Origin of the sequence: Stenotrophomonas sp. SRS1 (assembly GCF_026130205.1) — a bacterium.
Lineage (GTDB): Bacteria > Pseudomonadota > Gammaproteobacteria > Xanthomonadales > Xanthomonadaceae > Stenotrophomonas > Stenotrophomonas rhizophila_B.
Window position 1 is genome coordinate 381,362 of the sequence record NZ_JAINFD010000002.1, and the last position, 14,238, is coordinate 395,599.

Here is a 14,238-nt window from a genome sequence, read left to right on the forward strand (position 1 = left end):
CCTCAGTACACGTCGCGGCGGTAGCGCCCTTCTTTGAGCAGGGCATCGACCGCGTCGTTGCCCAGCACCTCGCGCAGCACCCTATCGACGCCCTCGGCCATGCCGTGCAGCGAGCCGCACACGTAGAGGCTGCCGCCCAGGTCCACCCACGCGCGCAGTGCCTCCGGCGCCGCACGCAGGCGGTCCTGCACATAGCCGCCGCCGTCCGGATCGCGGGAGAACGCCAGGTCCACCCGGCGCAGATGGCCCTGCGCCTGCCACGCCTCGATCTCCCCGCGATACAGGAAGTCGTGCGCACGCGTGCGCTCGCCGAACACCAGCCAATGCCCGCGGTCGCCACGCGCGTCTGCCTCACGCAGCAGGCTGCGCAGGCCAGCGATCCCGGTACCGTTGCCGATCAGCAGCATCGGGGCATGTTCGGGATGGCGATGGAAACCGCTGTTCGGGCGCACCCGGGCGCGGATGCTGTCCCCATCAGCGGCATGTACGCACAGCCAGCCCGAGCCAAGGCCGTGGCGGCCATCGGGCAGCTCGGTCAGCCGGATCACCAACTGCACGACATCATCGCCCGGGATCGAGGCAATGGAGTATTCACGATGCGGCAGTGCCGGCAGACGCGCCAGCCAGCGTGCGGCGTCAGGCGCTGCAGTCGTATCGGGCGCCTGCGCTGTCTCCGGCAGCACGCGCGCGGCGGCGGCCTCGGCCAGCGTCGTGATGCGTCCATCCACCGTCACCGGTGCCTGCGGATCCAGACCATTGCGGGTCAGCACCGCCAGCACGTGTGCACGCGCATGGCGGGGGGCGATCTCCAGAATGTCGCCGGCCTGCCAACGGGTGTGTGCCGGCGGCCGCAGTGACACCTGCCAGATGGCCCCGGCGGCGCTGCCGGAATTGAGCTGCGCGCGCGCGTCCAGCGCCCACGGTTGCAGCTCGACCGGCGCGGGCAGCGGGGTGTGGTCCTCGACGCCGGTCAGCGCGGCCAGGTGCTGCTGCCAGTGCCCCAGTGCGACCGCGTCGGTGCGGTCCACCTCGATGCTGGCGAACAGGCGCTGTGCACCCTGCGCGGCCAGCCAGGTATCCACCTGACGCGAGAAGCCACAGAAGCGCGCGTACTCGCGGTCGCCCAGCCCAAGCACGGCGTATGCCAGCCGCTGCAGTGACCCGGATTGCGTCAGTACCCGTCGCTCGAACGCACGCGCGGCATCGGGTGCTTCACCATCGCCGAAGGTGCTGATGACGAACAACGCCTTGTCCGTGGTAGCCAGCAGTGCCGCGTCCACCTGCGCGAGCGGACGCACCTGCACCGGCAGGCCGGCCGCCTGCAACTGGGCGGCAGCGCGCCAGGCCAGCTGCTCGGCAAACCCACTCTGGCTGGCGAACCCGACCAGCCACGGCTGTCCAGTGCCCATGGCCGCAGCAAGAGGCAGGCGTGAGGCACGCACCTCGCGTTTCCTGCGGCGGCGGTCCAGGTACAACATCCAGCCGGTGATGAAGAACACCAGCATGCCCAGGCTGGACAGCATCACGATGATCCGCCCGGGCAGGCCGAAGAAGCTGCCCGAATGCAGCGCGAACATGCTGACGATGATTTTGCCGCCGGGGTTTTTGGCGGCGTAGGGCTCCAGCGATAGCAGTGCGCCAGTCGCCGGATCCAGTTGCGCGATGTCCTGCGCGCGGTCGTGCGCGGCATCGCCGCCCTGCACGCGGCTGGTGAGCGCGCGGCCGGGCTTGGCCGGGAAGCGCAGATCGATGTAACCGTGGCGCACGCCGTCCAGCGCGTACAGGGTGGCCTGCACCTTGTGCAGATCCAGTGGGCCGCCGCGGGTGCGCGGTTGGCTCTGCTCGGCGCTCGAGCCGCCGAGCAAGGTGGTCGCGGCCTTGCGGTACCAGTCGAACGACCACCACAGCCCGGTCAGTGCGATCAGCAGGTACACCAGCAGTACCCAGGTGCCGACCACCGAGTGCAGGCTCCACAGAAAACTGCGCCCCGTGCGCGACCATTCCACCGCCAGCCAGGTGCGCCAGTGCCACCAGCGTCGTGGCCAGCGCAGATACAGCCCGGACAGGCAGAAAAACACCAAGGTGATCGCGCAGCTGCCGGTGATCAGGCGGCCACGTTCGCCGCTGACCAGGTGGCGGTGCAGGTCTTCGACGAAGGCGAAGAACGCCATCCCCCGCAACCCGGTGAGTACGGTGCCGGTGTACGGATCGAAGTAGCGCCAGTTGGCCTGGCCGCCTTCGAAACGCGCGACCGACAGGCGCTGCCCGGTGGCATCCACGCGCAGCCGCTGCAGCGCGTGCGGCATGTCCTGCTGCAATCGCGGTAGCAGCTCGGTGAGCGCCAGCGGCTGCTCGCCGGCTGCATGGCGTTCCACCACCTGCGCAAGCGCCGGATTGGCCGCGCGCATCAGCTCATCTTCGAAGGACAGCGTGGCGCCACTCAGCCCCATCACCGCCAGCACGGTGCCGGCGGTGATGCCCAGCAGCCAATGCAGCTGGAAAAGAACGGTCTTCAACATGGGGCGGTTCCGGCGGCAGAAGGCAGCGCGGCCAGCCACGCAGGCGGCGTGACACTGCCTGGCAGCGAATGAGAATGAATCTCGTCATTGTTGGGGGTGCCGCAACGGCGGTCAAGACCTTCGGCGAGGTTGCGCGGCCACGATCAACGGCCACGCTGTCGACGATGGCAGACGGCCTCAGTGGCGCGCCCACGCCTCGATCTCGCCGGCAGAGAACGGCCCGAGCTTCTGCTTCACGATGCGCCCTTCGGCATCGACCAGCACCGAATAGGGGAGCAGGCCCTGTGCATTGCCCAGGCGCACGCTGGCATCGGCAGGGCCGGGCGTGTCGAGCACGATCGGGTAGGCCACGGGAATGCGGGCCAGGAAATCGCGCACGCCTTCGGGGGTATCCAGCGCCAGCCCGAGCACCTGCACGCCGCTGTCGCCCTGGGCGTCGGCAAACGCGTTCAGCGCGGGCATTTCCTCCACGCAGGGGCCGCACCAGCTGGCCCAGACATTGATCAACAGGGGGCGGCCACGGAAGCGGGCCAGATCCACGGGGTGTCCGTGGATGTCGGGCAGGGTGATCGCCGGCATCGGATCGCCGGGTTGGGCTGCGGCTACTGCCGCGCGCTGCGGGGGTGGGGCGATCGCAGCGCGGGTGTCATGCCCGGCGAACCACAGCCCCGTGCCGATGCCCAGCACGGCCGCGATCACGACCACCACGACCATCTGCCGTGGTGGCCGCAGGCTCATCGTGCGGTCCGCAGCAGCGCTTCTTCCACCAGCGCCTGGGTCAGCACGGTCGGCAGCACCGTCGGCGGTGCGCCCGGGCCGTAGACCACATACAGGGGCACGCCGACCGCCTTGTGCTCATCCAGGAACGCGGTGATCTGCGGGTCGACATTGGTGTAGTCGCCGCGCATGTAGACCGCGTTGGTCCGGCGCAGGGTGTCGCGGAAGGCATCGGTGCCCAGCACCGCGCGCTCGTTGGCCTTGCAGGTCACGCACCAGTCGGCGGTCATGTTGACGAACACCACGCGGTTGTCCTGGCGCAGGCGGTCCAGCATCTGCGGTGAGTACTCCACCACGTTGTCGCTGGCCGGCTGTGCGGCCTTGGCCGGCGGATCCAGGCGGGTCACGCCCCAGATCGGATACAGCGCGGCCAGCACCAGCAGCAGGGCCAGCAGGCCGCCCACGCGCTGGCTGCGCCAGCGGCTGCGCTCGAACCACCACAGCGCCAGCGACAGGATCACCAGGCCGCCCAGCACCAGCGCCATCGCATCCACGCCGCGCTGCTTGCCCAGCACCCACAGCAGCCAGATCGCGGTGCCGTACATCGGGAAGGCCAGCACCAGCTTGAGGGTTTCCATCCACGCGCCGGGGCGCGGCAGGCGACGGGCCAGCGACGGCACGAAGCCGATCAGCAGGAACGGCAGGGCCAGGCCCAGGCCGAGTGCCAGGAATACCAGCATCGCCTGCAGGCCGGGCGCAGCGAAGGCATAGGCCAGTGCCGGGCCCATGAACGGGGCCACGCACGGGCTGGCCACCACACAGGCGAGCACGCCGGTGAAGAAATCGCCGACCGGGCCGCTGCGCGAGGCCAGCGTCTGGCCGACCCCGCCCATGCTGCCGCCCATAGTGAACACGCCCGACAGGCTCAGGCCGACGGCGAACATCAGATACACCAGCGCGGCGATGAACCACGGGTGCTGCAGCTGGAAGCCCCAGCCCGCGGCCTGGCCCGCTGCACGCAGCGCGATCACCAGCGCACCGATCGCAGCGAAGGCGACCAGCACGCCGGCGGTGTACCAGAGTGCATGGCTGCGCGCGCGCTGGCGGCTCTCGCCACTCTGTGCCACACCCAGCACCTTCAGCGACAGGATCGGCAATACGCACGGCATCAGGTTGAGGATCAGGCCACCGGCCACGGCGAACAGCAGCAGCACCAGCAGGTTGCCCGGTGCGGCGGCCGGTGAGGCCGGCGGAGGGGTGCGCTGTGCGTTGTCGGCGCTGGCATCCGGGGTGGCGGCGGTGTCGCCCGGCACGGCCAGGGCCGGCTCGTTCGGGCGGATCAGCATCGGCTGGCTGCCGGTGCCACCGTCGCCGCGGGCCTGCGCGCGCTTGTCGCGATTGGGCAGCGGCGCGATGACCTCGGTCTTCTGTGCGACCTCATCGGCCTTGGCATTGATCGTGCCGGCCGGCAGCGCCAGCTTCACCCGCCGCGTCATCGGCGGGTAGCAGATGCCATCGGTCTGGCAGCCCTGGAAGGTGATCACCAGGGTGGCATCGGTGGCATCGGCACGGCTGCGGCGCAGCGGCAGCGGGACGTCGATCTGGTCGAAATACACCGCCACGTCGCCGAAGTGCTCATCGCGGTGCGATTTCGCGGCCGGCCATGTCGGCTTGTCCGCGCGGATGCCCGGCGCGCCTTCCAGCGCCAGCGAGGTGCGGTCGCGATACAGGTAGTAGCCCGGCGCCGGCGTGAACCGCAGCAGCACGGTGTTGCCATCGCCGACGATGGCATCGAAGCCGAAGGCGCGCTCGGACGGCAGCGGCAACGCCTGGGCGTTGCTGGTGCCGGGCAGGCGCAGCGCGCTGCCGGTGGTGTTGGCGAGTGGGGTGTTGAACGGGGAGGCAGCAGCGCTGGCGGCGGCCGGTGCCGCGCTGGCAGTGCCACCGCCACCGGCCGGCAGCTTCACCTGCAGCGTGCGCTTCTGCGGCGGGTAGCACACGCCCGCATCGGCGCAGCCCTGGTAGCGCACTTCCAGCGTGACAGTGTCGGTGCCATCGGCGGCCTTGCCGGGCAGCACGCCGGTCAGGCGTTCGCGGTAGGTCTCCACCTCGCCGAAGAAATCATCGTGGTGCTTCTTGCCGGCCGGCAGCTGCAGCGCCTCGGCGTCGAAGCCGGCATCGGCCTTGACCGTGGTGCGGTGGCGATACAGGTAATAGCCCGGGGCGATCTTCCAGCTGATCTCCACGCGGTCGCGGTCGCGCGCCTGCGCGGTGAGCCCGAAGGCCTCATCGACCGGGAGCAGATCCTTTTCGCTGACCGCCCAGGCCGGCAGGGAGACCACGAGCAACGCGCACAGCGCGGCAACACGACGAAACAGCGTCATCAATCACTTTCCTCACGGGTCTGCGCCCGAATCCAATCCAGGTACGCCGGCAGGCCGGCGCGGGTTTCGACCGCGATGCACTCGGGGAGTTCATACGGGTGCAGGGCCTGCACGCGCGCGATCGCCGCGTCCAGGCGGCTGCCGGTGGTCTTGATCAACAGTTGGACCTCATGGTCCTCGGTGACCTCGCCCTGCCAGCGGTAGGTCGAATGCGCCCCGTCCAGGCGCGTGACGCAGGCCGCCAGGCGTTCGTCCACCAGCGCGCGTGCCAGCCGCGTGGCGCAGGCCACGTCGGGGCAGGTGGTGAACAGCAGGAAGACGGGATCGGCAATCGACATGACGGCCGAGTATAGGACCGCCAGAGGCCAATGGTCCGACCGGCGCCGCGAGGGGGCGCCGGTCGGCCGGGCTCAGTTGGCCAGCTGGCAGGTGGCCGGCTTGGCCGAGGTGAACAGCGTCGGGGTGGCCCACTCCGGGTGGTCGATGAACGGATTGCGGTTGCCCTGGAAACTGAAGATCACCTCGTTGCGAGCGCGTTCTGCCGCGTCCGGCGGGTCGGACAGGTGCCAGTCGATCAGGGTCGAGAGCAGACCCATGTAAGCCGGTGAGGCCGAGGTCTTGACGATCTTGCTGCGGTCGTCGGTCAGCTCCAGGTCCGGCTCGGACTGCCCGGTTTTGGCATCTTTACCGCCTTCATAACGGATCGCCATGTACATCACCGCACGCGCCATATCGCCCTTGCGGTGGCCCCACACTTCGAACGAGCCGCCATTGCCATCCGGCGTGCGCACCCAGTTGGAGGTGCCCGGGTAGCCGCCACTGCCGCCGCCGAAGCCATTGTTGGCCTCGGTCGCGCGTTCACCGCAGTTGCTGTCGCATCTGGCAAAGGGCTTGTTGCCGCGGTCCGCATTCCACTGTGCATCGGTCAGATACAGCATGTGGGTGTCGGTATAGGGCGCGTAGGGCAGGCCCTTGTCGCCGGTGGTGCTGGCAAAGCCCAGCGAGTTGGGCCAGGTGTGTTCGCGGTTGTAGGTCAGCCCGCTGCCGGTGCCTGCGCGCCCGCTGACCTTGGTGTAGCTGCGGTTGCGGTAGGCATCGAGGATCTTGCCGCTGTTGTTGGGATCTTCGTCGGCGATTTCCAGGATGGTCCAGGTGCTGGTGCCCGAGCCGCTGTAGGGGTAGGCGGTGTGACCCTTGATGGTCTCGTGCAGCGAGCAGCGCAACTGGCTGGGGTTGGAGGTGTTGACCCGGGCGTAGTACTCGCCGGGAGTGCCAGGGTTGCCCGGATCAGGCGTGGTGGCGGTGGCCACGGTGAAGGCGATGCGCGTATCGGCGGCCGGGCGTGCGCCCTGGGCATCCTTCACGCGGGTGGCGCGGATGTCGAAGCGGCAGGCTTCCCCCGCCACCAGCGCGGTGTTGGTGGCCAGGGTGAAGCGGGTGCCGGTGGTCGGGTGGCTCAGCGCGACCGTGCCGGACTGGCCGCAGCTCAGCGCGAAGGCGCCGCTGGACAGGGTGACCGGCTCACTGAAGGTGACGCTCAGGTCGGCGGCAGCCGGGAAGGTGCTGGCGCCCTGCTCGGGGGTGGTGGCGGTGACCGAGGGCGCGGTGTTCGGGCCGGTCGGGCCGCCGCCGCTGAAGGTCTGGCCGTGGTTGCACGCGCCAAAGGTCTGCGTGGCCGATTCGGCCCAGGTGAAATGGACGTACTGGCTGCCGCTGCCGGTCAGCTGCAGGGAGGTGCCCGGGGCGGTGCTGTTGGTCTCGCTGACCGGGATGTTCTGGCTGGTCAGGCCTGCCGCGGGACCCCCGGCGGCGGTGATGGTGCCCTCGTAGCTGAGGAACTGGACCACCTTGCCGCTGGCGTCGACCAGGGCAATGCCGTCGTTGGGACCGTTCTGGATCCCGTTGGTCGGGTAGCTGACCGTGGCCAGCCGGGCGCCGCCGCAACTGGCGGTGCCGGCCGGGACCGCGTTGTTGGCGTAGACCGCGGCCGCCGAGGGGTTGCTGCCGTTGTAGAGATAGAGCCGGTAGCCGGACAGGTCTTCACCGGCGGTGGCGACCACTTCGATCGCCTCGCCGACGTCCCCGGCCGGGGTGCTGTCGTCGTAATGCAGTTCATTGATGAATACATCGGCCCGGGCCGGGCTGGTGGCCAGCACCAGCAGGCAGGCCAGGGACAGCGGCGTCAGCAACCTCATCTACGGCTCCTTGTGATTGGTCAATGCCGATCGAATCTACTCACTCCAGATGACACATCCGTAGGTCTGTCGGATTCGACCTTTCGCATTGAGAACTGCGTCAAACATTCACATCCAGGCCGGGGTCGGCGAAAAAATCCGGCCCACTGCCCTTGAAAGGGGAGGGGCCAGCACCATCTCTGCTCTGTCCCGCACCGTCGGGTTTTTTCGTGAGCGTGGCTGGCAGTCGCCCTGTGCGAGTGCTAACATCCCCAGACTTTCCTAGACCAATCAACAACTTAAAAGGGTCTCACATGAGCATCAAGCCGCTTCATGACCGCGTCGTAGTCAAGCCGATCGAAGCCGACGAAATCTCGTCCGGCGGCATCGTGATTCCGGATTCCGCCAAGGAAAAGTCGACCAAGGGTGAAGTCGTGGCCGTCGGCCCGGGCAAGCCCCTGGACAACGGCAGCGTGCGCGCGCCGTCGCTGAAGGTCGGTGACAAGGTCATCTACGGCCAGTACGCCGGCAGCAGCTACAAGTCCGAAGGCGTCGAGTTCAAGGTCCTGCGCGAAGACGACATCCTCGCCATCGTCGGCTGAGTGATGCGGCCGGCCCCGTGCCGGCGCTTCCGCACTTCCTCCCGTTCAAGCAGCCGGGCATCGCCCGGCTCTACATAAAAAGGTAATCGCAATGGCTGCCAAAGATATTCGTTTCGGTGAAGACGCCCGCGCCCGCATGGTTCGCGGCGTCAACGTTCTCGCCAATGCCGTCAAGGCCACCCTGGGCCCGAAGGGCCGCAACGTCGTGCTCGAAAAGAGCTTCGGCGCGCCGACCATCACCAAGGACGGCGTCTCCGTCGCCAAGGAAATCGAACTGGCTGACAAGTTCGAGAACATGGGCGCGCAGATGGTGAAGGAAGTTGCTTCGCGCACCAACGATGACGCCGGCGACGGCACCACCACCGCCACCGTGCTGGCCCAGGCCCTGATCCGCGAAGGCGCCAAGGCCGTCGCTGCCGGTATGAACCCGATGGACCTCAAGCGCGGTATCGACAAGGCCGTGATCGCCGCCGTCGCCGAGCTGAAGAACATCTCCAAGCCGACCGCTGACGACAAGGCGATTGCCCAGGTCGGCACGATCTCGGCCAACTCGGACGAGTCGATCGGCAACATCATCGCCGAAGCGATGCGCCGCGTGACCAAGGAAGGCGTCATCACCGTTGAAGAAGGCTCGGGCCTGGACAACGAGCTGGACGTCGTCGAAGGCATGCAGTTCGACCGTGGCTACCTGTCCCCGTACTTCATCAACAACCAGCAGTCGCAGACCGCTGACCTGGATGATCCGTACGTGCTGCTGCACGACAAGAAGATCTCCAACGTGCGCGATCTGCTGCCCGTGCTGGAAGGCGTCGCCAAGGCCGGCAAGCCGCTGCTGATCATCGCCGAAGACATCGAAGGCGAAGCGCTGGCCACCCTGGTGGTCAACACCATCCGTGGCATCGTGAAGGTCGTGGCCGTCAAGGCACCGGGCTTCGGCGATCGTCGCAAGGCGATGCTGGAAGACATGGCCGTGCTGACCGGCGGCACCGTGATCTCCGAGGAAATCGGTCTGTCGCTGGAAAAGGCGACGATCAAGGACCTGGGCCGCGCCAAGAAGGTGCAGGTCTCCAAGGAAAACACCACGATCATCGATGGCGCCGGCGAGAAGGCCAACATCGAAGCGCGTGTCACCCAGATCAAGACCCAGATCGAAGACACCTCCTCGGATTACGACCGCGAGAAGCTGCAGGAACGCGTGGCCAAGCTGGCCGGCGGCGTTGCCGTGATCAAGGTCGGTGCCTCGACCGAAATCGAAATGAAGGAAAAGAAGGATCGCGTCGACGACGCCCTGCACGCGACCCGTGCAGCCGTTGAAGAAGGCGTGGTCCCGGGCGGCGGCGTTGCCCTGGTCCGTGCGGTCACCGCGCTGAGCGGCCTGAAGGGTGCCAACGAAGACCAGAACCACGGCATCCAGATCGCCCTGCGCGCGATGGAAGCCCCGCTGCGCGAAATCGTGGCCAATGCTGGCGAAGAGCCGTCCGTGATCGTCAACAAGGTCAAGGAAGGCACCGGCAGCTTCGGCTACAACGCAGCCACCGGCGAGTTCGGCGACATGCTGGAATTCGGCATCCTGGACCCGACCAAGGTGACCCGTTCGGCGCTGCAGAACGCTGCCTCGATCGCTGGCCTGATGATCACCACCGAAGCGATGGTTGCCGAAGCCCCGAAGAAGGATGACGGCGCTGGCGCAGCTGGCGGCGGCATGGGCGGTATGGGTGGCATGGGCGGCATGGACTTCTGATGTAGAGGCCGGCCTTCGGTCGGCACGCATCGGAGCAGTAATGCGCCAATGCAGTACGAAAAACCCCGCCGGAAGGCGGGGTTTTTTTGTGCGCGTATCACGGGCTCACAGCGCGCCGGTCGGCGCTGAAGTACCTGTCGTCGGCGCGACTTCCGGTACGAAACGCTTCCAGATGCCATGCAACGGCGATATAGTTAGCCGCCGTACTATTCCGGATCCGCCTGCATGCTGGAAATCAAACACCAGGCCTTCCTGACCGAGCTGGAACGTCGCGGCCAGCCGGATACGGGTGAGTTGGCGCTGTGTTTCCAGGTGTTGTCGCTGGCCAGCGCGATCGATCAGGACTGCGCGGGTCGTCTGGCACCGCTGGGCCTGAGCGAAGGACGTTTCGTGCTGCTGTTCCTGCTGCGCGGCGCGGACACGGCACTGTCGCCGCACCAGTTGGCCGAGCGCGCCGGCGTCACCCGTGCCACCGTGACCGGCCTGCTGGATGGCCTGGAGCGCGAGCACCTGGTGAGCCGCCACAGTGATCCGGACGACAAGCGACGCATCCAGGTGCAGTTGACTGCAGCGGGCCAGACGTTGGCTGCGCAACTGTTCGACCAGCAGACCCACTGGATCGCCTCGCTGTTCGCCGATATCAGCCCCAGGGAACGGCGCACGCTCGGCACGCTGTTGCAACGCGTGTGGTCGCGCACTGACGCAGGGCGTGCCGGATGAAGCAGCCCGTCACCCGCGAGCGACGCGGACAGCTGGATCGCGGTGAAACCGAAGCCACGCACTTGGCCGAAGTGCTGGCCGTTGATTTCGCCAAGCTGATGGCCAATGTCGCACCCGGTTTGCCAGCCTCTGCGATCACCCCGATGCGCAACGCCGCCAAGCGCGGCATCACCCTGCGCATGCAGGGTGCGGCCACTCTGCTGCGCGTGCATGGTCACGGCGATCACGCGCAGTGGTCACGCCATGCCAGTGACACGGTGCGTGGCTGGGCCTGCTATCTGATCGGGAGCGACCCTGCGTTGTCACTGGAGCACAAGCTGGATGCGCTGCGCGCGCTTGCCGATGACGCGCATTTTGGCGTGCGCGAGTGGGCGTGGCTGGCCGTGCGTCCGCATATCGTCTCCGAACCGCTGCGCGTGCTGACGCACCTGCACGGCTGGAGTACCGACGCCTCACCCAACGTGCGCCGCTTTGCCTGCGAAGCATTGCGCCCGCGTGGCGTATGGGCCGCGCACATCACGCTGTTCAAGCAGGAACCCCACCACGCCCTGCCGTTGCTGCAGGCGCTGTGTTGTGACGCCTCGCGCTACGTGCAGGATTCGGTCGGCAACTGGCTCAACGACGCCGGCAAAAGCCAGCCCGATTGGGTCCGCGCACTGTGCAGCGAATGGCAGCAGCACCACGGCGATGATCCGGCCAACACCTATATCCGCAAGCGCGCACTGCGCTCGCTCTGACCTCAAGGAATGCCATGTCGCACATGTTGATCGAGCTGTACACCGCCACCCCTGCCTGGACCGCGCTGGACCCGGTGTCGCGCGGGGCGCTCTTCGCCCGCATCGGTGCGGGCATGCAGAACGTGGATCCCGCACGCGTCACGCCGGTAGCGATGGGCCGTATCGAGCAGGACGTGCCGCACACCACGGCCGAGCAGTTCTATGCGGTGTGGCAGTGCGCAGAACGGCTGGATGCCGATGCCTTGCTGGCCGCGATCGGCGCCACCGGCTGGCATGAGTACTTCACCACTACCCATGCAGTGGGTGCAGCGGGAAACCTGCAGCAGCACCTGGCCGAGCTGGCCGCGCTGCCGCGAGGGTGATGGTGCACGCCGGGTCGGCAGCGGCTGAATGGTCATCGCAGTTGCGAATGAAACAGTTGGCACCTCCAAACCCCTGTGTTATCAATACTCCCCAATGAACGCACGCCCCGCCAATTCCTACTTTTGGTATTACTTTCCGAAGCCACCGGCGGAGGAAGGCATGCGTTCACCCTGAAGAAACCTTCAGACGCATTCCCGAAAGCCGCCAGCGCACCTGGCGGCTTTTTTGTTGCCGCCGCGCTGGGGACCCCCACTGCCAAGGAGTTACCCCATGCCCCCCCATACCGACGACCTGCGCATCCGCAAGATCGAACCGTTGACCCCGCCGGCGCAGCTGCTGGCGATGCTGCCCTGCGACGACGAAGCCTCCGATACGGTCAGCGCCTCGCGCGCGGCCCTGCACGAGATCCTGCACGGCCGCGATGACCGCCTGGCGGTAGTGATCGGCCCGTGCTCGATCCACGACCCGGTGGCCGCCATCGAATACGCCCAGCGCCTCAAGCCGCTGCGTGACGCCTTTGCTGACGAGCTGGAAATCGTCATGCGCGTCTACTTCGAAAAGCCGCGCACCACGGTGGGCTGGAAAGGCCTGATCAACGATCCGGACCTGGACGGCAGCTTCAACATCAACAAGGGCCTGCGCGTGGCGCGTGGCCTGCTGCGCGACATCAACAAGCTCGGCCTGCCCGCCGGCGTTGAATTCCTCGATGTGATCTCGCCGCAGTACATCGCCGATCTCGTGGCATGGGGCGCCATCGGCGCGCGCACCACCGAAAGCCAGGTACATCGCGAACTGGCCTCGGGGCTGTCGTGCCCGGTCGGATTCAAGAACGGCACCGACGGCAACATCAAGATCGCCGCCGATGCGATCGGTGCGGCGTCCAACCCGCATCACTTCCTGTCAGTCACCAAGGAAGGCGGCACCGCCATCGTGGCCACTGCCGGCAATCCGGACTGCCACGTGATCCTGCGTGGCGGAAAGACGCCCAACTACGATGCCGACCACGTTGAAGCGACCAGCCAGACCCTGGCCAAGTCGCACCTGGCCGCGCGCATCATGATCGATGCCAGCCATGCCAACAGCAGCAAGAATCCGGAAAACCAGCCCAAGGTCATCGCCGACATCAACGCCCAGCTGGCCAACGGCGAAGAGCGCATCGTCGGCGTCATGGTCGAGAGCCATCTGGTGGCCGGCCGGCAGGACCTCGTCGACGGCCAGCCGCTGACCTACGGCCAGAGCATCACCGATGGCTGCATCGGCTGGGACAGCTCGCTGGCGGTGCTGGAAAGCCTGGCCGAAGCGGTGCGTGCGCGGCGGGCGGTGCGGATCAGCAAGGCCGCCTGAGAGGGCGGAGCGCCCCTGCGCGGGGAGTTGCGGCCTACCAAATTCCGGGGAAACTCCCTATTTTTCATTGAGAACTAACGGCATACCCTTGCCTCACCGTTTGCAACGAGGGGTGTGCCGTTGAGCGATCATCCAGTTGTGTGTACATTGTATGCACAGACCTCCGGAGTGCCTCCTGTGGCCCTCGCCACCAAAGTCATCAACTTCCGGGCGCCCGCCGACAAGCAGGCGCTGATAGACCGTGCCGTCGAGATTGCCGGGGTAAGCCGAACCGAGTTCATTCTGGATGCGGCCTGTGAGAAGGCGCGGGAGGTACTGGCGGACCAGACCCAGTTCTCCCTGAGTCCTCAGGAGCTGCGGCGCTTCAATGCACTGCTGGATGCACCGCTGGAAAACAACGCCGCTATCAGGAAGCTCTTGAGCACGCCCGCACCTTGGGAGCGCTGAACAGTGCGGTTGTCTGCGCCGCAAGCGCTTGCCCAGGGGCATCGACTGGAGCAGTTCCGATGCAGCGCCGCGGCGCTGACCTCGTGGTTGGTGGAGCGTGCGCATCAGAACCAGGCATCGGGCGCATCGCGGTGTTTTGTTGTCTGTGATACGCAACACAACGTGGTCGGTTACTACGCACTTGCTGCCGGCGGCGTTTCACATCACGTGGTTCCCGGCCGTCTTCGCCGGAACATGCCGCACCCCATTCCGGTCATCGTGCTGGGCAGGCTGGCCGTCCATGCCGACTGGGTCGGCCAAGGCGTCGGCGCGGGGCTGCTGAAGGACGCTGTACAACGCACGCTGCAGGTCTGCGGGCAGATCGGCGCGCGTGCCTTGTTGTGCCATGCTTTCGACGAGACTGCCAAAGGGTTCTATCTCAAGCATGGCTTCATCGAGTCGCCAATGGATGGCATGACGCTGATGTTGCCGATGGCCTAGGGCGTCGCGC

13 protein-coding genes are annotated in these 14,238 nt (G+C 67.0%); 8 read left to right on the plus strand and 5 right to left on the minus strand.

Features of this window, described 5'->3' with window-relative positions:
- Nucleotides 1-2: 2 nt before the first annotated feature.
- The 5 genes from K4043_RS07420 to K4043_RS07440 all read right to left on the minus strand — a co-directional run bounded on the left by K4043_RS07420 (nucleotide 3) and on the right by K4043_RS07440 (nucleotide 7,815).
- Nucleotides 3-2,519, minus strand: a complete 2,517-nt coding sequence (locus tag K4043_RS07420) for a sulfite reductase flavoprotein subunit alpha (RefSeq protein WP_265308780.1) — start codon at nucleotides 2,517-2,519, stop codon at nucleotides 3-5.
- A 177-nt stretch (nucleotides 2,520-2,696) separates the two neighbouring features.
- Nucleotides 2,697-3,257 carry a TlpA disulfide reductase family protein gene (locus K4043_RS07425; protein WP_265308782.1) on the minus strand — a complete coding sequence of 187 codons (561 nt, stop codon included), beginning with the start codon at nucleotides 3,255-3,257 and terminating at the stop codon, nucleotides 2,697-2,699.
- Nucleotides 3,254-5,620, minus strand: a complete 2,367-nt coding sequence (locus tag K4043_RS07430; RefSeq protein ID WP_265308783.1) for a protein-disulfide reductase DsbD — start codon at nucleotides 5,618-5,620, stop codon at nucleotides 3,254-3,256. The genes K4043_RS07425 and K4043_RS07430 overlap by 4 nt, the downstream gene beginning before the upstream one ends.
- Nucleotides 5,620-5,958, minus strand: coding sequence for a divalent-cation tolerance protein CutA (gene cutA, locus K4043_RS07435; protein ID WP_265308784.1), 339 nt, complete (start codon nucleotides 5,956-5,958; stop codon nucleotides 5,620-5,622). Before cutA ends, K4043_RS07430 begins: the two co-directional genes overlap by 1 nt.
- A 72-nt stretch (nucleotides 5,959-6,030) precedes the next feature.
- Nucleotides 6,031-7,815, minus strand: coding sequence for an endonuclease (locus tag K4043_RS07440; protein ID WP_265308786.1), 1,785 nt, complete (start codon nucleotides 7,813-7,815; stop codon nucleotides 6,031-6,033).
- A 293-nt stretch (nucleotides 7,816-8,108) separates the two neighbouring features.
- Here K4043_RS07440 and K4043_RS07445 point away from each other — a divergent pair, with 293 nt between their 5' ends.
- From K4043_RS07445 to K4043_RS07480, 8 genes are all read left to right on the plus strand, one after another.
- A complete protein-coding gene (locus K4043_RS07445; RefSeq protein ID WP_019183551.1) occupies nucleotides 8,109-8,396 on the plus strand; it encodes a co-chaperone GroES in 288 nt (95 codons plus the stop codon).
- A gap of 91 nt (nucleotides 8,397-8,487) precedes the next feature.
- The gene (groL, locus tag K4043_RS07450; RefSeq protein WP_019183552.1) at nucleotides 8,488-10,137 is read left to right on the plus strand and encodes a chaperonin GroEL; all 1,650 of its coding nucleotides are present in this window, start codon (nucleotides 8,488-8,490) and stop codon (nucleotides 10,135-10,137) included.
- Nucleotides 10,138-10,362: 225 nt separating this feature from the next.
- Entirely contained in the window at nucleotides 10,363-10,857 is a 495-nt protein-coding gene (locus K4043_RS07455; protein ID WP_265308787.1) for a MarR family transcriptional regulator, read from the plus strand.
- On the plus strand, nucleotides 10,854-11,594 hold the full coding sequence (locus tag K4043_RS07460) for a DNA alkylation repair protein (protein ID WP_265308788.1): 741 nt from the start codon (nucleotides 10,854-10,856) through the stop codon (nucleotides 11,592-11,594). Before K4043_RS07455 ends, K4043_RS07460 begins: the two co-directional genes overlap by 4 nt.
- 14 nt (nucleotides 11,595-11,608) lie before the next feature.
- Nucleotides 11,609-11,956 (plus strand): DUF6616 family protein, encoded by a 348-nt coding sequence (locus K4043_RS07465; protein WP_265308789.1) that lies wholly within the window; start codon nucleotides 11,609-11,611, stop codon nucleotides 11,954-11,956.
- Nucleotides 11,957-12,227: 271 nt separating this feature from the next.
- A complete protein-coding gene (aroG, locus tag K4043_RS07470) occupies nucleotides 12,228-13,301 on the plus strand; it encodes a 3-deoxy-7-phosphoheptulonate synthase AroG (protein ID WP_123730039.1) in 1,074 nt (357 codons plus the stop codon).
- Nucleotides 13,302-13,478: 177 nt separating this feature from the next.
- Nucleotides 13,479-13,748, plus strand: coding sequence for a DUF1778 domain-containing protein (locus K4043_RS07475; protein WP_265308791.1), 270 nt, complete (start codon nucleotides 13,479-13,481; stop codon nucleotides 13,746-13,748).
- A 3-nt stretch (nucleotides 13,749-13,751) separates the two neighbouring features.
- Nucleotides 13,752-14,228 carry a GNAT family N-acetyltransferase gene (locus K4043_RS07480; protein WP_123730041.1) on the plus strand — a complete coding sequence of 159 codons (477 nt, stop codon included), beginning with the start codon at nucleotides 13,752-13,754 and terminating at the stop codon, nucleotides 14,226-14,228.
- Nucleotides 14,229-14,238: the final 10 nt, after the last annotated feature.